The following is a 19,643-nucleotide window of genomic DNA, read 5'->3' as shown; positions in this document are numbered from 1 at the left end:
AATATTATTTAATTTTTGCTTTTTCTTGTGCATGAACAATTGCCACACATGCTATGTTTACAATTTCATCAACACTAGCTCCAAGTTGTATTATATGAACTGGTTTTTTTAGCCCCATTATTATTGGCCCAATAGATTCTACATCGTTAAATTCTTTCATTAATTTATAGCCAATATTAGCTGACTCTAAACTTGGAAAAATTAAGCCATTTACTTTTTTATCTGTTAATTTAGAAAATGGAAATTTCTCTTTTAACAATGCTGAGTTCAATGCAAAATCTGCTTGAATTTCACCATCTACTGTTAAATTTGGAAACCGTGCATGAAGTAACTTCGTAGCTTCAGCAACTTTCTCTACCATTGGCGATTTTGAAGATCCGAAATTAGAAAATGACAACATTGCAATATTTGGCTCAAAACCAAACATTTTAATGGCAACCGAAGTCATATATGTTATATTTGCTAGCTCTTTTGCTGTTGGATTAATATTTATAGCTGTATCAGAGAAAAACATTGGACCTCTTTTAGTAAGCATAATGTTTGTTGCTGCTATTTTTTGAACGCCACTTTGTTTTCCAATTAACTCAATCATTGGCTTAACAGTTGCTGGGTAACTTCTAGAGTAACCTGTAACTAATGAATCTGCTTCGCCTTCATTCACCATCATTGCTGCAAAATAATTACGTTCACGCATTAATCTTTGCGCCGCTAATAATGTAATTCCATTTCGTTGTCTTTTTTTCCAATAAACTTGAGCAAACTTATTTCTTCGTTCTTTTTCTTCCCTCGATAATGGATCAATAATAGGAAGGTCAGCATCAAAGTTAATTTCCTCCATAAGTTCATTAATAATGGCTTTATCTCCTAATAAAATAGGCTTTCCAACTCCTTCTTCATGAATTATTTGAGCAGCTTTTAGCACATCTAAATGATCAGCCTCAGCAAAAACAATAGTTTTTGGGTCTGACTTTGCTCTTGTCATTAACATTCTCATTAACTTACTTCCAGCACCTAATCTTTCAGCTAAATTTTCTTTATAAGCATCCCAATCTGTAATTGGATTTTTTGCAAGACCTGATTCCATTGCAGCTTTTGCAACTGCTGGTGGAACTTCTGTTATTAATCTATGATCAAATGGTTTTGGAATAATGTAATTTTTTCCAAACTGAATACTTGTTTCACCATAGGTAATATTTACTTGTTCTGGAACAGATTCTTTAGCTAAATTGGCCAACGCGTGTACTGCTGCCATTTTCATTTTTTCATTAATTCCAGTTGCTCTAACATCTAATGCTCCTCTGAAAATGAATGGAAACCCAAGAACATTATTCACTTGGTTTGGATGGTCTGATCGACCGGTTGCCATAATAATATCTTTTCTTGTTTTAACTGCTAAATTGTAATCTATTTCAGGTGTTGGGTTTGCCATTGCAAAAACAATTGGCTCATTACCCATTGTTATTAACATTTTAGGAGTTACAACATTACCCACAGAAAGACCTATAAAAACATCAGCCTCAACCATTGCTTCTTCTAACGTATATACATCTCGGTCAGTAGCAAATTCAGCTTTTTGAACGTTTAAATTTTCAATATCTTTTCTTATTACACCTTTGCTATCACACATCACAACGTTCTCTCTTTTAACACCTAAGGCTAAATACAATCTTGTACAAGAAATGGCTGCTGCACCTGCTCCATTTACTACTATTTTAACTTCTGAAATGTTTTTCCCTGTAATTTCAATTGCATTTTTTAATGCAGCCGCTGAAATAATAGCAGTTCCATGCTGATCGTCATGCATTACAGGAATATCTAGCTCTTCCTTTAATCTTCTTTCAATTTCAAAAGCTTCAGGAGCTTTAATATCTTCTAAATTAATCCCACCAAAAGTTGGCGCTATATTTTTTACAGTTTCTATAAATTTCTCAACATCCTTAGTATCTACCTCAATATCAAAAACATCAATATCAGCAAATATTTTAAATAACAACCCTTTTCCTTCCATAACAGGCTTCCCTGCTAAAGCGCCAATATCACCCAATCCTAAAACTGCTGTTCCGTTTGAAATTACAGCTACTAAATTTCCTTTAGAAGTGTATTTATAGGCATCATCTGGGTTTTTCTCAATTTCTAAACAAGGTTCTGCAACTCCTGGTGAATATGCCAACGATAAATCACGTTGTGTAGAGTGTTTTTTTGTTGGAACAACTTGAATTTTTCCTGGAGTAGGATATTGATGATATCTTAAAGCTTCGCTCTTTTTTTTAGAATTACTCATAATATTTATGATTTATTGTAATGAAGTACAAAGTTAAGTATATTGAATAGATTCAAAAGCTAACATTTATCATATTTACACTAATGTTACATTAACTCTTTAAAACATTGGGTTAATGAGTTTATTATGTAGAAAAAATCCCGCAATTGCGAGATTTTAGTTACTCTTCTTTCTTGTCAATATAATACACTGACTCGTCTGGTTTAAAAGCTCTGTTAAACCAAAGTGGTCTTCTCTCTCCATTCGGTCCAGGAGCTGGACGTGTCATGGCTAACCATTCTTTATAAATCTCATGTGATTTATTGGTGTCTACAAAAATATCTCCATACTTTTCATCTTTACCCGGTTTCTCAATTCTAACACGTTGATGCCAAGTATGCATTCCACTAATTGGATCTGGATGTACTGCATGTGTAATATTTTGGTGTACACCACCATCTTTCCAAAAAATACGTTTAGAATCTTTATCGCTAGATTCGAATGGTTTTATACCTGAAATTGTATTCATTTTCCAAGCGCCTTTTCCATCTCCTTCAATATTTACCGTATTAGTTGCCCAACGGTTTCCTATTTTATCTTGTGGTCTTCTCCAACGTCCAATATGATGTGAGCAAGCTACAACGCCTGGTTTCATACTTTGCGTTACCCAAACTTTATCTATAAAATAACCAATATCTGTATTTAATTTCACCAAATCACCTGTTTGGAAATCCCATTTTTTTGCATCATCTGGGTGCATCCAAATTGGATTTCTATTCGATATTTCTACAAGCCATTTTGCATTACCCGAACGTGAGTGAATTAATGTTGGCAACCTAAATGTTGGAACCAATACGTATTCACCTTTTGATTTATCCAACACATCATTATGAATATGACTTTTTATATACGTTGGTGTTGCATATTCTGGCCATTTCCAATCTACCATAGTTTGTGAATAGAATTCATTTTTACGAGATGGTGTTGGGAAGCCTACACAAGGTTTTCCATTTATCATAACACCAATCCCTTTTCCATCTTTTGAAATTACATCATTTATAGGGTCTACTTTAGTACCTTTCAATTGCTCTTCAGAAAGTTGATTTTCATTCATTTTATAGGATTCACCTTTTTCAATTTCGTAAGCGCCATACTTTTTCATGTATTCCAATGCCGCAAATTGCCCTGTAAATCCATCTGCTTTTGCAGTTTCGTTTAACCCTTTAATTCTTTCAAAAATATATTGGTAATATTCATCTATCGTAATTTTTTTACCTGGTCTATATGGAGATTCAAATGTTTTTCTGATTCCCATGCTTCCATCAGGGTCAATTCTCCAAGATAATTCAATAAAGAATTCATCTTCTTCCCAAACTTCACCTGGATTTGCTTCATATGTTAAGTTAACTGGTTTTCCATTTCTACGAGCTGCTTCTCTTAATACTGGCTGACGGAAAGCAACCCAAGTTCCACCGTGTGTAGCATAGCTATTTAAATCGTGTCGTTCTGATGCTAATCCCATTGGCAACACAAAATCTGCATAAAATGCTGTTTCGTTCCAAGTTGGAGTTAACGCTGCGTGTAAACCAAATTTAGTTTCATCAGAAAACATTTCCATCCATGTAAATCCATCAGGATATGTCCAAACTGGATTAAACACTCTTGAAAAATAAACGTCCATTTTACCTCTTCCTTCTTTTAAGAAATGTGGTAATAACTGACTCATTTCAAAAAATGCTAACGGATATTCTTTAGGGAAATGTAATTCATTCCATTTCTTTTGAGGTGCTGGCGGATTTGGTTGTGTTGGCTTAAATTTATTCCAAGAGTTTGGAGATGTTCCTCCTTTAGCACCAACTGCTCCTGTTAAAACAGTTAAGAAATGCAAACAACGTGCAACTGCCCAACCACCTAGGTTTGAAGCTCCTGCAGCACGCCAGTTATGAGATGCAAAACGTTCTCCTGCTTCACCGATCTTATGTGCGATCTCAATAATCATATCAGCTTTTACACCTGATTCTTTTTCAGCATATTCTGGAGTAAATTCCTTATACTCGTCAATCATTGCAGCAATATAATTTTCAAAAGTGATTTCTTTATCACTGTGACGCGCTTGTAAATATTCTCTCCAGTTAGTCCAATTCTCTAAATAATCTCTGTTGTATAATCCTTCTTCTAAAATTATTAAAGCCATTGCTAGTAAAACAGCCGCTTCAGTTCCTGGGTATGATGGTAACCAGTAATCTGACATACTAGCCGTATTTGATAAACGAGGATCCATGGTGGCCAATTTTGCGCCTTTCATTTTACCTTCAATAATACGTTGTGCATGCGGATTGAAATAATGACCAGATTCTAAGTGTGCAGATATTAATAGAATAAATTTAGCTTCAGCGTGATCTGGTGATGGTCTATCATAACCATACCATAAATTATATCCAAAACGAGCTCCTGAAGAGCAGATATTTGTGTGTGAATTATGACCATCAATTCCCCAACCTTGTAAAATCCAGTTCATGAATTTTTCATTTCCTGGCCTTCCAACATGGTAAGCTATTTCATTATGACGATCTTCAAGTATTGCTTTTCTAATACGAGCAGCAATGGTATCTAATGCGTCATCCCAAGAAACACGTTCCCATTCTCCATCTCCACGTTTTCCTTTCCTTTTTAGAGGAAATAAAATCCTATCTGGATCTGTTACTTGATTAATTGATGCAGGTCCTTTTGCGCAGTTTCTGCCTCTACTTCCTGGATGATATGGATTTCCTTCAAACTTTTTTACTTCTTGAGTTTCCTTATCAATAAAAGCTGTCAAACCACAAGCACTTTCACAGTTAAAACAAGTAGTAGGTATTATTTGATATGTTTTGTTCTCTTTTTTAGGCCATACTTTTGGATTGTATTCTTCCCAATTATCCCATTTTTCGGGTGGCGGAAAGTTCTCATACATTTGAGCAACCTCTTCATCAGAAAATTGACGCATGTCGCCATCAAATTCTTGATAACCTTCTTTGTGCAGATTTGGTATAATTCCTAATTTTTCTGCTATATTTTCTATAAACGATGGTTTTTTATAACCCATAATTTCTTTATTTTAAATTAAGCTAATGGAATTCTTTGTGGAGCTTCAACCCAAATTTTCTCTGTGCTCAAAATTCCAATTAAAACAAATACTCCTGAAATAACAGCTGCTACTTCTCCTGTTCCGAAGAATAATAATATCAATGGAATTATATTCCCTATTAACACAGTAACTATCCAAAATAGATTTTTATATCGTCCCTTGGTAATCATTTTTACGACAGTTTTTGCTGCTGTTGTTGGATGCGTAATTGTTAATTCAGTTATTAGTGTAAATAAATTTACTACCAATGCAATTATCATCGTGTTTTTTAGAATACTCATCCAATCTTCACTTCCAAATATTAAGGCTGCTATGATAAAAATTGAAACACCTGCCATAACACTGTGCACTAACATATGCAATGGTAATGTTGGACTTTGCCAAAAATCACGTCCTTTTGCTTGTGCAAATAAGAATGCTGTATAAATAGCTAATAACACTGCAAAAATAGCAGTTACCCATAACAAAATAGTTTCTCCTATTTGAATTTCAAAAAATGTCATTGCTCCCCAAACTGTTACTAACAACCCGAAAATAGTAATTGTATAACCGCCTTTTACTAACCAAGAATTCCATTGTGGACGTAACAAAACGTTTAAAAAACGATCTGGTCTATCCAAGTCCATTACCAAGAATAATCCTGTTAATGCTAAAAATGTCAATGAAATTCCTGCTGACCATAATTTAGCAGTTGTAGAAACTTCATAACCTAGCATAATTGCTAAAAATGGAATTAAGAATGCTCCTGCAGCAATTGCTTTTGTAAATACATATGCAGAAACTTCCCATCCCCAAAGTATACCTTTATCAGGTGTATCATATACTCTTCGAGCTTTACCAGTTAACACATCAATATAATTTGGATTTTTACTTTCTTTTTTCTGATATGCTGCTTCAATTTCGTTATTTATTGACATTTGCAATAAATCTACATCATCATTCGTATGCATCATTTTTTCAGCTGCTTTTGCAAAATGCCCTACACCTCTTGCCTGAGAATTCCATAATCCTGGACCTGATTTATCTGTTGCTTCAGGTACTAAAGAAGCATCATCACCATCTATATAAAATAAGTTTGGATTTGTGCCTTTTTCTGGTTTACGAACTTTAACAGCTTGACGCGCTAATAATTGTGAAATTTCCGTAGTTGGATTCTGCATATCACCCGCAATAATTGCATGTTCTGGACAAACAGAAACACAAGCAGGCTCCCTACCTACATCAACTCTATGCGCACAATAATTACATTTTGCTGCTGTATTCGTATCAGGATCAATATACAACGCGTCGTATGGACAAGCTTGCATACAAGATTTACAACCAATACAACGGTTGTTATCAAAATCTACAATACCATCTTCACGTGTATACAATGCTTCTACCGGGCAAATTTCTACACAAGGAGCATCTGTACAATGATTACATCGCATTACTGAAAAAATTCTTCTTGTATCTGGAAATTCTCCTTTTTCTACTTGTTTAACATATGTTCTGTTAACACCAACAGCTACATCATGTTCTGATTTACAAGCTGTTGTACAAGCATGACAACCAATACATTTTCGATTATCAATAATAAAACCGTACTTCATTTTTTTATAAAATAAATTGAATTAAAACAAATTTAGCTATTGGTCATATTTGTTTTGTGATGAACTTCACATAAGCAATTATTTAGAATGAATTTAAATAGTGAGTGGTTCTGATTCACCAGAATAAATTACTTTTGTACATATTTATAAATCAACTTATGAAAATTCAAGTCTTGTTTTTTGGAATTACAACCGATTTAGTAGGTGGAAATTCTACCTCGTTTAATTTAACAGAAAAAACTACTATTGAAGAGTTGAAAGCAGTACTAATTTTAAAGTACTCCTCTTTAAAAAATATTCATGAATTTGCAGTTGCCGTAAATGAAGAATATGCAACTAATGAAGTAATTCTTAAAGAAGGTGATGTTGTAGCAATTATTCCGCCTGTAAGTGGTGGTTAATTTTATAGTTAATAAAATGAAGAAAAATAAAATTGGGTATTATAGTATAATTTCACTTGCTTTTATAGCAATATTAGGAATGTTTTTCCTTTCTCCTATTATTCAGAATGAAGATTACCACAACTTTAGCGATACTAATACAATTTTTAATATTCCTAATTTTTGGAATGTGATTTCAAACATCCCTTTTTTAATAGTTGGAGTTTTAGGTTTGTTTAAGTTAAAATCTATAACAAATTATAAAGCTCAATATTTAATATTCTTTTTAGGAGTTTCACTTGTTTCTTTTGGCTCAAGTTATTACCACTTATACCCAACTAGCGATACGTTAATTTGGGACAGACTTCCAATGACAATAGCCTTTATGGCTTTATTTTCAATTATAATTAGTGAATTTATAAATCGTGAAATTGGACAAAAAACTTTAATCCCTGCGCTTATAATCGGTGGTCTATCCGTTTTATATTGGGTTGTTTTTAAAGATTTACGGTTTTATGCACTTGTACAGTTTTATCCGTTGTTAGCAATTCCTGTTATTTTGGTTTTTTACAAATCAAAATACAACTTAACCTCAGGTTATTGGATGTTATTAATAGCTTATGTAATTGCTAAGATTTTAGAACATTTCGATTCTGAAATTCATAACTTTTTAACAATAATAAGTGGGCATTCTTTAAAACATATTGCAGCTGCAGTAGGGATTTTTATACTTCTTAATACCTATTTAAAAAGAGCAGAAAAGTAATCTAATTGCTTAAGTATTTTCTATCAATATAAAAAGTCCCAAAAGGAATAATTGAGGCAAATAAAACCGTAAAAAACACTTTAGCACTCCATTTTAACTCAGATTTTAGCATAAATGCAAATACTATATATATCAAAAATAATAGTCCATGTGGCATTCCAAGCATTTTAACATACGAATCATTCTCTGCTAAATATTTTATTGGAGTTGCGATAAATAACAATAGTATAAACGACAACCCTTCTAAGAAACTAATTACTCTAAATGTGTTTTTCATTTGACTTACTTAAATAAAATATTTTGCGAAAATAGACTTTAGATTTGTTAAATTAGCAAAATATTAGTTAAAATATAATGACTGAAAGAACATCCATAAAAATTACATCAGAAAAATTAAGTTTACAAGATTGTATTAATTTTGTTGAAGATGATTCTTGTGGAGGTATTGCTACTTTTGTTGGTACAGTTAGAAATGCTACACAAAAGAAAACAGTTACTTTACTAGATTTTAGTGGGTATGAACCTATGGCCATTAAAGAAATGCGAAAAATTGCCGACAATGCTTTATCAAAATTTTCTATTTATAAAATAGCAATTCATCATGCTGTTGGTGAATTACAAATTGGTGCTGTCCCTGTAATTATTGCTGTTTCATCTGCACATAGGAAAGCTTCATTTGAAGCTTGTGAATATGCAATTGACACTTTAAAAGAAACTGTTCCTATTTGGAAAAAGGAGCATTTTGAAGATGGTGAAGTTTGGGTAAATTCACACCCTTAAATAATTTTCATTTTTTTTAATAAAAAAGAGGCATTCATATTTTTACAAATACCATCCTTTAATTTATAATCAAAATACAATTCGTCGTTGATAATTTCAGCATCAAAAAAGTAGTTTTTTACTGCTGATAAATCATTCTCAATCTTACACAAACTTAAATCGTGTGTTGCAATAATCCCTGTTGATTTTGAATTCCCTAATTTTTCCACATATTTTTTTGATCCACTAGCTTTGTCAGTACTATTTGTTCCTTTTACAATTTCATCTAATATTATAAAATCCTCTTCATTTTTAATTTGATCAACAATAAATTTTAATCGTTTTAATTCAGAAAAGAAATAAGATTCATTATCAGCTAAAGAATCAGAAGTTCTCATACTCGTAATTAATTTTATTGGCGCATACTCAAACTCATCAGCGCAAACTGGCAAACCTATATTCCCCATAACTATTGCCAAAGAAACTGTTCTTAAAAAAGTGCTTTTCCCAGCCATATTAGCCCCTGTAACTATAAAAAATTGTTTGTTTTGAATCCTAAAATCATTATCAATACGCTGTGATTTATGCAATAAAGGGTGTCCTAAATTTTTTGAGAAAATTATTCCTTTACTTGTATTAATTTGTGGGAAAACATAACTAGGATGGTTAAATGTGAAATTTGCCAAGGAGTTTTGAGCATCGAAAAAAGCAATTACCTGAAACCAATTTTCTACTTTATCTTTATAATTATGTATCCAGTTTTCTACTTTATTTACTTGTTGTAAATCACGTAGAAAAAAACCATTCCCAATAATAGCAATTATCAAATTATTACGCTGATCAAAGGAGTCTAATACCTTAGAAAACTTCGCGAAAATTAAAGATGCTTTTTGTGTTTCAGTTTGAATTTCCTGCTGTTTTTGTTTTAAGATTTTTGAGGTAAATGAAATTGATTCTATTTCATTTAACAACTTATGATATTGCTTAAAAGTGTCTTTTGCTTTACTAGCTTCTCCATATAATTTACTAACCTTTTTTAGAAATGCTCCAGAAATCCCCACCCCAAATAAAAACCAAATTAATAATAGTTGTTCTGGAATAATTTGTAAACTAAGTAGCGTAACTAAAACTAAAGAAATTACAGAAAAAACTTTTGGAAAAAAACCTATAAATTTTGAAAATACTGTTTTATAATTCTGAATCCAATCTGCAATTTCTTCAGCTGGATGTTCAACTTTAACCAAACTAGCTAAAGCAGAAAATTGCTGTCTCCACTTTGGGTGTTGGCTTAGTTCATTAATTGCACGCTGCTTTTCTTTAATGTTAGAAATATCATTGTTTAATAGTAACTCAACAAACTCTTGCCTACCTTCATTTGTAACTGTTCTATTGCAATATTGAAAAAAAGAACCTTTTCCAAACAGGTCAATATCATAACTAAATGTGTGTGCTGGATTTATAAATTCATTCCCTTCATTTAATAAAAAATAATCTCTATTTAAAACCTTCAATTCTGTATTATTTATCTCAAGTAACGCTTTATTAAGGTTACTCTTAGTTTGTAATTTGAAATGTCTAAATAATAAATAGAGAAATAAAATTACCCAAAAAGCAGCTATTGGAATTACTATTTTAATGTTATCAAAAAGGAAGTATGTACTTAAAACTGCGCTTAAAAAAACGACTAATCTCAATACGCTAGACATTGCTAATTTCTTTTTTAGCAACATCAATTCTTTTTCAAAATGTAATTTTTGATTTGTATAAAATTCTAGTGGTTTTTGCATTTAATAATTATTTATTCCTTCAAACAAACTAAACACATTTAAAGAAGGGTATTTTTCCTTTATTTTTAAGGTTACATCGTAACTTGTTATGCCTTTTTTACAAATAATTACATAATCTTTTTCAAAATTAGGAATGAAACTTTCTATGTCAAAAGTTTTGTATGGTATTTTTTGATGAACTTCAAAAGGAAACGCTATATCTGTATGATTAAAAACGCTTATAATTTCAATGCTTTTTGCTGAAACTCTTTTTTTAAACTCTTCATTTGAAATTAATAAAGCGCTATCTTGTGTAGTACAATGCGCATCTAAATAATTTGAGTTTTTAAAAATATCTTGAAAAATCAATGATTTATTTTTCTTTAATTTTATTTTAAACTGACTATTTTCAAGCGCATTATATATTAATAATTGATTGGTTAATAATTTACCCGTTTTTGTAATTAGCTTTAACACTTCATTTACTTGCAACAAAGCAATAATACCTACAATTGGGTTTAAAGTTCCTGCTTCTTCACAATTGGGAATATTAGTCGCAATTTCGGGAAATGCATCACGCAAATTGCATGTAAAATCACCATCATCATTTAACACATTAAAAGTTGAAACATAACCATCAAATTTATATAACGATCCATACACTAATGGTTTTTTTGCTAATACACAAGCATCGTTTATTAAATACTTAATTGGTAAATTATCTGTTCCCTCAACAACAATATCATAGTTTGAAATTAAGTCTAAAATAGAGTTTTTATTTACAGCTTTATTGGTAAAAGTAACTTTGGTAAAAGGAGCTCTTTTTTTAATTTCATTTGCTAGAACCTCAACTTTTGGGTGCTGAATATCTTCAACTTTAAAAAACACTTGTCTGTGTAAATTTGAAACAGAAACTGTATCAAAATCAACTAAATGAAGTTCTCCTATTCCGCTTGTAGCCAAATAAATTGCAATTGGGCTTCCCAAACCTCCACAACCAATTACCAAAACTTTTGCTTGTTGAAGCAAATTTTGACCTTCTTCTCCAATCTCAGCCAACGTAGTTTGACGTTGAAAATAATCCTCTCTATTGAAGTCCATTATTGATTTATTTTAGCTTTACCCTTTTCATTTAAACAGTATTTTTTATTACTTATACTATAGTATTTCTCTAACTTATTAAGATACTGAAAATACTGCATATCTCCAAAACCATAAACCGTCTGTTCTTTCTGCCAAGTTAAAAGATTTTTGACAATATCTAACTCTGAAAACGAATTAGAATTTATAATTTCTAAAATTTCGTTTTCAATTTGATTAAATCCATTTTCAGATGGAAAACGATTTAAATGCTGATTGATCGCTAATTGTAAATACTTAAATTTTGAAGATTGATTGAAGTTAAAACCCTTTAGTTGTTCAAAATTATTTTTAACATACACGTTCCAACATTCTTTTGCATACTCTAAACTAGTTTTGCTAAGTGAAATTTTATTATCGTATAAATTTTTATAATCTTTTAATGAATAATCCGATAACGATTGTAATTGCACTTTTCCTTTTTCCTTACCTGTACAAACCAAATAATAATTTGCCTTTTTCACATAATTATCTAACAAATATGTGCATAATGCTAATAAATTAACTTGGCAAAATAAATCGAATTCAAACCATAAAACAACTTCTCTATAAGCCGATACATCTTCTAATTTTACAATTTCTTTGATAGTTTTATCGAAATATTCTAATCTTTCAACTCCTAATTCACGTTCAAAAAAAGCGTACCTGTTTAACCAAAACTCATCACTTCCAACATTCTTATGCAAAGGACCATCACACAATAATTCTCACCAAACAATAATAGCTCCTTTAATCTCAGATTTTTCTAAAATTTGCGCAGTGCTATCACCATTTAAAACGTGAAGTGTTTTAGTCATTTATTTCTTTATGTGCAGCTTTAAATTCTTCAGGAGTATTAATGTTTCTTATGAAATTATCATCAACTTCAACAATTTCAACATCAGAATTTATTAGAACTTTTCTCGGACAAGAATATCCTTGTGCTAAATAATTTAATAATAACGTATAGCTTTTAGGTTCCCAAATGGTAATTAGTGGTTCTGGAAATTGTTTGTCTTTTCCCTTAATGGTTGTAGCAGCTTTTGAAGGGTTTCTATGTTTAAGCAATAATTGAATAACCTCATCATTTACAAATGGCAAATCGGTTGCAATAACTAGCCAAGCAACATCTGGGTTTTCTTGAAAAGCCGAACAAATAGCTCCAAACGGTCCAAGTCCAACAAACTTGTCGGTAATTTTGTTTTCTATCTCAATTTCTTGAGCTGACCTAACGGATAAATACGTTTTTAAATTGTTTTTTTCTAATAACTCAATAGCAACATCACGTTGATTTTTACCGTAAAACTGTAGTGCTCCTTTATCGGTTCCCATTCTAACACTTTTTCCACCGGCTAATACCAACCCTTGAATTGATGCAGTTTTTTCTTTGATTAAATTTTCAACGTGTTTTGAAATTTTATCTATTTCATTGATATTATAACATTGTAAGTTTTTAATTTGGGGGTTTTTCTCAACTAAAAAGTCAAAAAACTTAGTATCTTCTGTTAATTTTATAACAAATTGAATATTATTTAGCTCTTCCAATCTCTTTAAAACTGAAGCTTCTTTATCATTGTCTAAAATTAAAATTTGTTTTGCTCCTTGGTAATGATTTCCATTAATAAACACATAATCAAACTGTGAAAATTGCACACGCTGATTGAATTTATTTACTTCAGAATTTACTGAAATTTCTGCAGAACCTTTATGATGAAATGTGAAATTTTGAACTGAGTTTAACTCAACACCTTTACTATGCGAAGCATCAAAATAAGCTAACTTATAATTTGTTAAGTTTTTAGATACTTTGGTAACTAAATTTGAAATGACATCACATTTTGTTCCAACTAAAGCTATTTCATTTGGAGCAAAATTATCATTATCTCTTAATTTTAACTTTGCATGTTTTTGATGTTTACCCATTTTTAATATCGCTTTTACCTCCTGATTTCTCAACTAATTTAACTTCTTTAATCACCATTTTTTGAGAAATAGATTTACACATATCATACACCGTTAATGCTGCAATATTTGCTCCTGTTAACGCCTCCATTTCAACACCTGTTTTCCCTTCAATAGCAACCGTGCATAAAATTTCAATATGTTCCTTATCTATAACTTCAATAGCAACATCAACCCCATTAATTATTAATGGGTGACACATTGGTATTAATTCTGAAGTTTTTTTAACTGCTTGAATTCCTGCAATAATTGCTGTTTGAAATACCGGCCCTTTTTTAGTGGTTAATTCTTTATTTTCGAAATGTGAAATAATTTCTGTCCCTAAAAACATAGTGGCTTTAGCAGTTGCTTTTAGTTTGGTGACTTTTTTATCACCAACGTTTACCATTTTTGGAGTGTTTTTTTCTCCTATATGAGTGAATTCTTTTTCCATAAGCGAAAGATTCTAAATCAAGTTCAGAATGACAATATTTTATCTATATGTTATTAAAGGAAATACTTCTCCTTTGGTGAAATTAGTTCTATCATCTGGTAATTCCAAAAAAGCATCAGAATCTACCAAGTTTACTAAATCTGCTGAACCTCTTCCAGTAATTGGAGTTGCAAGTATTTCACCCTCTTCTTTAGTGATTTTTACTTGTAAAAAGTAGGTTAAGCCTGGCTTAAAGAAGTAATCTTCAGCTAAAATTGCTTTATTTTTATTTTCAAAATTTATTCCAATCGATTTATAATACCATGGATAAAAATATTTTAAACAACTTGCAAATGTTGACACTGGATTTCCAGGGAAAGCAAAAATTGTTTTATTTCCTTTTTTTCCAAACCAAAATGGTTTGCCTGGACGTTGTTTTACTTTATGAAATAATTTTTTAACTCCTAATTCATCCAACACTTCAGGAATAAAATCAAATTTTCCTTTTGAGACAGCTCCGCTAAACAACAACACATCAAAATCATTTAAAAACGAATTGATTTTACTTAATAACTTGTCTTTATCATCTGTTATATGTGCAGTTTCAGCTTTAATATTTATTTTTTCTAACAAAGAAACTAATGTAAAAACATTACTTCTTCTAATTTGGTAATCTTCAGGAGTTTCAGAAACACCAACCAATTCATTCCCCGTAGAAATAACCATAACTTTTGGTTGTCTTGCAACCATAACAGTACTTTTTCCTACCGTTGCAAACACACCTATTTCAGCAGCAGATATTAATGTGTTTTTAGGGATTAAAATAGCACCTTGTTTTCTATCTAATCCTTTTAAATGAACATTTTGAAGTTCTTTAACTGCTTCTAAATTTATAGTAGCAAAACCATCTTCTATGGTTAATAATTCATATTGAATAACAGCATCGGTATTATTTGGTAAAATAGCACCCGTCATAGCTTCAATACAATTTAAAGGGTTTTGCATTGTTAATTGCTCACTTCCTGCAGGTTGTATTCCTTCAATTTTAAATTTTCGCTGCCCGTTATTAAATGCTTCAGATGAGATTGCAATTCCATCCATACTTACACGATTAAAAGGCGGAAAATCACGATCGGCTACAATGTCTTCTTTTAAAATTCTTCCGTTAGATTTTAAAAAGTTAACTTCTTCAACTCTAAAAGTTTCAGAACTTTTTAAAATTATCTCTAATGCTTCATTTGCTGTAATTAAACTCATAACTTATTTAATTAGTTCTTAATCGATTTAAAAAATGCTGATAGCTTTGTTTTATCTAAATTTCCGTTCGTTCTTACACCACTACACAAATCTAACCCATATGGATTCACTTTTTGAATTGCTTTTAGCACATTTTCAGAATTTAACCCACCAGCTAAAAATACGGGAATATTTACACGTTCAACTATAGTTTTACTAATTTCCCAATTATGAACTCTTCCTGTTCCACCCAACTCTTTAGTTGTTAAATTTGGATTTCCACTATCTAATAAAATAGTATCTACATATTTTGAAACTTGTATAGCTTCATTAATTGAGTTTTCATTTAAAACATGTAAAACTTGAACAAGCTTTACGTCTGGAAGTGCTAATTTGATTTGTTGATGTGTTCCTTCAGTAAGATTATCAACCAACTGAATGGTTGTTGTATTAACTTTTGAATGATGTGCTATAATGTTTGAAACCTTGGTTTCGCTAGTTAATAAAAATGTGTCAATGTTTTTTGGTGTAAACGCTGCAATTTCAGCAATCAATTCATCTTTAATAATTCCTGGACCACTTGGCATATAACCTACCAAACCTAATGCTGATGCACCCAAATTTATAGCCAATTTAGCTTCTTCAACACTACTTATACAACAAATTTTTATATGTGTTTTACCCATTTACCCGCCAATTGTAGACATGCTTTCTGAAACATCATTTCCACGAGCTGCTTCAGCAACAAAACCATTTTTTGGTTTTTTATGAACCGTGTCAATAAATAATTGTTTCAACTCATCATCACTTGCACCATCTCTCATAAAATCTCTTACATTAAAAACACCTCCATCAAATAAACAGTTTTTAAACATACCGGTTGCAGTGATTCTTATTCTATTACAATCATTGCAAATAGTTCTTGTAAATGCTGGAATTATTCCAAAAGTCCCTTTATAATTCGGAATTTTAAAATTTCTTGATGTAGAAGATTTTTTATCTTGAAGTTTTTCTACCGTTGAATAATGTTCATTTACAAGAGCAATAATTTTAGTAAAGTTCCATTCTTCTTCAATGTTTCGTTGTCCTTTTCCGTTAAAAGGCATCTCTTCAATAAAACGAACTGCAATATGTTTATTTTTTGTAAGCTCAATAAAATCAATAATTTCATCGGTATTAAAACCTGACTGAACTACTACATTTAATTTCAATTTTAAATTGCTTTCTTCTAATTTTTCAAGTGTATCGTAAACATTTTCAAATACATCTCTACGCGTAATTTTGGCAAATTTATCTTTTTGCAAACTATCAATACTCAAATTAATAGCGTTGATATTTAATGCTTCTAACTTATCTATATAATTAGAAATTAAAGCGCCGTTTGTAGTGATGTTTATTTCATCTAACTTATCATTAAAAGAAAGTGATTCTAAAAAGTTTACAAAATCTTTACGTACAAAAGGTTCTCCACCAGTTAAGCGCACTTTATTTACACCTAATTCAGATAGAACACGTGTAAGACGATACATTTCTTTATAAGAAAGCAACTCTTTCCTATCAACAATGTCTATTCCTTGAGCTGGCATACAATATTGACAACGTAGATTACAACGGTCTGTAATTGCCAATCGTAAATAGGTAATCTTCCTTCCAAATTTATCTATTAATTCCACTAGTTGAGTGTTATTTTATTTCTACCTAAAGTTACTATGTCTTCTTTTTCTAACTTTTTTAAAATTCTCGATACTGCTTCTCTTGAAACCTTTAAATCACGAGCAATATCAAAATGCTTACTATAAATGGTACTATCATTACTAACTTGGCTAGTATATTCTAAATATTTTAATAATCTATACTCTAAACTTGTAAAGGCAATATCATTAATATTATGAATTAACAAAGAGGTTTGCTGCTGATTCAACTTGAAATAAAACGACCTCCATGATTGGTATTTTAAAAACCACGAATTTACTACTTTTGAAGGGACTGCAATGTAAGTTATATTACTTTGAGCCTTTAACCTAATCTCACTCTTTTCACCCTCTAACACATATGAAATTGCTATTGCACTTGTTTGATTTTTAGATAGATAATGTAAGAAAATTCCATTTCCATCACCATCACGACGCATAACTTTTACAATACCTGAAACAATTAAAGGTATAAACTGTATATCTCTTCTAATTTCTAAAATTATTTTATCGGGCTCGGCATATTTTAAAATCCCATTGTTACATATTTCTTGCAGTAAATTTTCTTCAAATAGTTTCGAAAAACTAGCTGTAACAATATCATTAAGTTTCATATCCTTAATTTTTATATAAAATGGATTTTACCCAACTTTTAATGTGGTATTTTATCTTTAAACAATCCATATAAAAAAGCACCTAAAGTTGCGCCAAAGATTACGACTAGAATTGATACTACTCCTTTACCTACTAGAACAAACATAGGGCCAGGACAAGCACCTGCTAATGCCCAACCTAATCCAAATAGAGTTCCTCCTAAAAGGTTACGGTATAAGCCTCTTTTTTTTGGTGCAACATGAATTTCATTGCCTTCAAAAGTTTTCACCACGTTTTTCCTGAAAAAATACATGCTTACCATTCCTAATAGTACTGCTGAACCAATAATCCCATACATATGAAACGATTGAAATTTAAACATTTCGTATATTCTAAACCACGAAATTATTTCAGCTTTACTCATTACTATTCCAAAAAGAATACCTACTAAAAAAAACTTTATATACTTCATCTTTCTAAAATATTAGTGGTAAAATAAACCAGGTCATTACTAATCCTCCTATAAAAAATCCAATAACTGAAATTAGTGAAGGAATTTCTAAATTACTTAACCCAACAATTGCATGGCCAGATGTACAACCACCTGCCCAACGCGCCCCAAAACCAACCATAAGGCCTGCAATTAATAACACGAAAAATCCTTTTACAGATAACATGGTATCAATACTAAAAATTTCATCGGGTAAATAGGTGGCTCCTGCATTTGCAATTCCAATGTCAGATAAATCTTGTATAGTTTGTGGGTTTAATGCAACAACATCACTTGGAGACAGCCAATTTGAAGCTATAAAGCCTCCCGCAATTGCACCTGCTACAAAAATTAAATTCCAAGAGTTTTGTTTCCAATCAATTTTAAAATAATCTGTGAATTTTCCTGCTCCACCAATAGAACAAAAGGTTTCTAAGTTTGATGAGACACCAAAGCGCTCACCAAAATAAAAAAGCAAAAACATGATAAAAGCAATAACAGGGCCAGCAACATACCAGGCCCAAGGCTGAGTTATATATTCCATAATTTAATTAGTTAGTCTTTCAAAAATATTATTTAAATTATGCTGTAGTGTAATAAAAGTTACATAGTGTTAAAATTCTAAAATTTCAATTCTATTTCTATTCAGCTTAATTTTACCTTCATTTTCAAGTTGTTTTAACAATCTAGATATTACAACTCTTGATGTGTGCAAATCGTATGCGATGTCTTGATGCGTTGTGTTTAATGAGGTGTCTCTCATTATTTGAGCCTTATCTGTTAAGTATTTATACAGACGCTCATCCATCCTCATAAAAGCCAACGTATCAATAGTTTCCATCATTTCATTTAGACGAATATTATAACTATCAATAACAAAATTTCTCCATGTTTTATACTTCACTAACCATTCATCTAATTTTTCTGTAGGTAAAAAAATCATTTCCGATTCTTTTTCAGCGATGGCTCTAATTCCACATTTACCATTAGAAATTGCGCTTGCAAATGAACTAGCACAGGTATCACCTCTTTCTAAAAAATAAAGTAGTATTTCTTCACCTTTTTTATCTTCTCTAACAATTTTAATTGCTCCATCTAATAATAATGGTACACCTTTCATTCTATCACCTAAATCAACTAAAATTTCGTTCTCACGAAGTTTTTTATAGGTACCCACTTGCTCAATTTCATCTAATAGTTCTTTTTCAAATACAAATGAAAAGTAGTTTTCTAATTTTTCTCTCATCTTTTTAAATAATATAAAATTTTAGTAGTAGCTCCAGTTTTATCCATTACATATTTTAAAGCATTTTCACCTACTTTTTTTCTGAAATCTTTTAACTGAAATAATTTCTTTAAAAGTACGGATAATTTTTTAGAATTATTTATAGTAAAACATGCCTCTTGTTTTACCAAGTCTACAGCTTCATTAAATTTATGATAATTTGGCCCAATTAGTATTGGAATTCCAAAAGTTGCGGGTTCTAAC

Annotated in this window: 19 protein-coding genes and 1 pseudogene; 3 read left to right on the top strand and 17 right to left on the bottom strand. The window is 31.0% G+C overall.

Annotated features, from left to right (window positions below; all coding sequences use genetic code 11):
• Positions 1-4: 4 nt before the first annotated feature.
• From GQ540_RS11050 to nrfD, 3 genes are all read right to left on the bottom strand, one after another.
• A complete protein-coding gene (locus GQ540_RS11050) occupies positions 5-2,281 on the bottom strand; it encodes an NADP-dependent malic enzyme (RefSeq protein WP_291801000.1) in 2,277 nt (758 codons plus the stop codon).
• A gap of 160 nt (positions 2,282-2,441) precedes the next feature.
• A complete protein-coding gene (locus GQ540_RS11045) occupies positions 2,442-5,345 on the bottom strand; it encodes a molybdopterin-dependent oxidoreductase (RefSeq protein ID WP_291800998.1) in 2,904 nt (967 codons plus the stop codon).
• Between the two features lie 17 nt (positions 5,346-5,362).
• The gene (gene nrfD, locus GQ540_RS11040) at positions 5,363-6,979 is read right to left on the bottom strand and encodes an NrfD/PsrC family molybdoenzyme membrane anchor subunit (RefSeq protein ID WP_291800996.1); all 1,617 of its coding nucleotides are present in this window, start codon (positions 6,977-6,979) and stop codon (positions 5,363-5,365) included.
• Positions 6,980-7,137: 158 nt separating this feature from the next.
• Here nrfD and moaD point away from each other — a divergent pair, with 158 nt between their 5' ends.
• Positions 7,138-7,380, top strand: coding sequence for a molybdopterin converting factor subunit 1 (gene moaD / locus GQ540_RS11035; RefSeq protein ID WP_291800994.1), 243 nt, complete (start codon positions 7,138-7,140; stop codon positions 7,378-7,380).
• Positions 7,381-7,396: 16 nt separating this feature from the next.
• Positions 7,397-8,125: a ceramidase domain-containing protein gene (locus tag GQ540_RS11030; protein ID WP_291800992.1), complete on the top strand. Its 729-nt coding sequence runs from the start codon at positions 7,397-7,399 to the stop codon at positions 8,123-8,125.
• A gap of 1 nt (position 8,126) precedes the next feature.
• Here the strand turns inward: GQ540_RS11030 and GQ540_RS11025 are convergent, their stop codons facing one another.
• Entirely contained in the window at positions 8,127-8,402 is a 276-nt protein-coding gene (locus GQ540_RS11025) for a DUF3817 domain-containing protein (RefSeq protein ID WP_291800990.1), read from the bottom strand.
• A gap of 77 nt (positions 8,403-8,479) precedes the next feature.
• On the opposite strand from GQ540_RS11025, the gene GQ540_RS11020 reads away from it, so the two are divergent.
• Positions 8,480-8,905, top strand: coding sequence for a molybdenum cofactor biosynthesis protein MoaE (locus GQ540_RS11020; RefSeq protein WP_291800988.1), 426 nt, complete (start codon positions 8,480-8,482; stop codon positions 8,903-8,905).
• Here GQ540_RS11020 and GQ540_RS11015 read toward each other — a convergent pair.
• From GQ540_RS11015 to GQ540_RS10955, 13 genes and pseudogenes are all read right to left on the bottom strand, one after another.
• Positions 8,902-10,671 (bottom strand): DNA mismatch repair protein MutS, encoded by a 1,770-nt coding sequence (locus tag GQ540_RS11015; RefSeq protein ID WP_291800986.1) that lies wholly within the window; start codon positions 10,669-10,671, stop codon positions 8,902-8,904. The genes GQ540_RS11020 and GQ540_RS11015 overlap by 4 nt on opposite strands.
• Entirely contained in the window at positions 10,672-11,751 is a 1,080-nt protein-coding gene (locus tag GQ540_RS11010; RefSeq protein WP_291800984.1) for a HesA/MoeB/ThiF family protein, read from the bottom strand. It lies immediately after the preceding gene.
• Positions 11,751-12,476, bottom strand: a complete 726-nt coding sequence (locus GQ540_RS11005) for a hypothetical protein (protein ID WP_291800982.1) — start codon at positions 12,474-12,476, stop codon at positions 11,751-11,753. The genes GQ540_RS11010 and GQ540_RS11005 overlap by 1 nt, the downstream gene beginning before the upstream one ends.
• A 103-nt stretch (positions 12,477-12,579) precedes the next feature.
• Positions 12,580-13,692: an NTP transferase domain-containing protein gene (locus GQ540_RS11000; RefSeq protein ID WP_291800979.1), complete on the bottom strand. Its 1,113-nt coding sequence runs from the start codon at positions 13,690-13,692 to the stop codon at positions 12,580-12,582.
• A complete protein-coding gene (moaC, locus tag GQ540_RS10995) occupies positions 13,685-14,164 on the bottom strand; it encodes a cyclic pyranopterin monophosphate synthase MoaC (protein WP_291800977.1) in 480 nt (159 codons plus the stop codon). Before moaC ends, GQ540_RS11000 begins: the two co-directional genes overlap by 8 nt.
• Positions 14,165-14,203: 39 nt before the next feature.
• The gene (locus tag GQ540_RS10990) at positions 14,204-15,400 is read right to left on the bottom strand and encodes a molybdopterin molybdotransferase MoeA (protein ID WP_291800975.1); all 1,197 of its coding nucleotides are present in this window, start codon (positions 15,398-15,400) and stop codon (positions 14,204-14,206) included.
• Between the two features lie 11 nt (positions 15,401-15,411).
• On the bottom strand, positions 15,412-16,065 hold the full coding sequence (locus GQ540_RS10985) for a phosphoribosylanthranilate isomerase (RefSeq protein ID WP_291800974.1): 654 nt from the start codon (positions 16,063-16,065) through the stop codon (positions 15,412-15,414).
• Positions 16,066-17,052 (bottom strand): GTP 3',8-cyclase MoaA, encoded by a 987-nt coding sequence (gene moaA, locus GQ540_RS10980; RefSeq protein WP_291800971.1) that lies wholly within the window; start codon positions 17,050-17,052, stop codon positions 16,066-16,068. It abuts the gene before it with no gap.
• A complete protein-coding gene (locus GQ540_RS10975; protein ID WP_291800969.1) occupies positions 17,052-17,684 on the bottom strand; it encodes a Crp/Fnr family transcriptional regulator in 633 nt (210 codons plus the stop codon). The genes moaA and GQ540_RS10975 overlap by 1 nt, the downstream gene beginning before the upstream one ends.
• Before the next feature lie 38 nt (positions 17,685-17,722).
• On the bottom strand, positions 17,723-18,136 hold the full coding sequence (locus GQ540_RS10970; protein ID WP_291800967.1) for a DUF6691 family protein: 414 nt from the start codon (positions 18,134-18,136) through the stop codon (positions 17,723-17,725).
• A gap of 4 nt (positions 18,137-18,140) precedes the next feature.
• Positions 18,141-18,698, bottom strand: a complete 558-nt coding sequence (locus tag GQ540_RS10965) for a YeeE/YedE thiosulfate transporter family protein (RefSeq protein WP_291800965.1) — start codon at positions 18,696-18,698, stop codon at positions 18,141-18,143.
• A gap of 69 nt (positions 18,699-18,767) precedes the next feature.
• The gene (locus tag GQ540_RS10960; RefSeq protein ID WP_291800963.1) at positions 18,768-19,400 is read right to left on the bottom strand and encodes a Crp/Fnr family transcriptional regulator; all 633 of its coding nucleotides are present in this window, start codon (positions 19,398-19,400) and stop codon (positions 18,768-18,770) included.
• Positions 19,397-19,643 (bottom strand): annotated as a pseudogene (locus tag GQ540_RS10955) (3-deoxy-D-manno-octulosonic acid transferase); the annotation flags it as partial. The pseudogene GQ540_RS10955 and the gene GQ540_RS10960, both read right to left, overlap by 4 nt.

This window comes from Lutibacter sp., assembly GCF_013139515.1.
GTDB lineage: Bacteria > Bacteroidota > Bacteroidia > Flavobacteriales > Flavobacteriaceae > Lutibacter.
The sequence above is the reverse complement of the archived record's forward strand: the minus strand, read 5'-3'. Positions and strand labels throughout refer to the sequence as shown.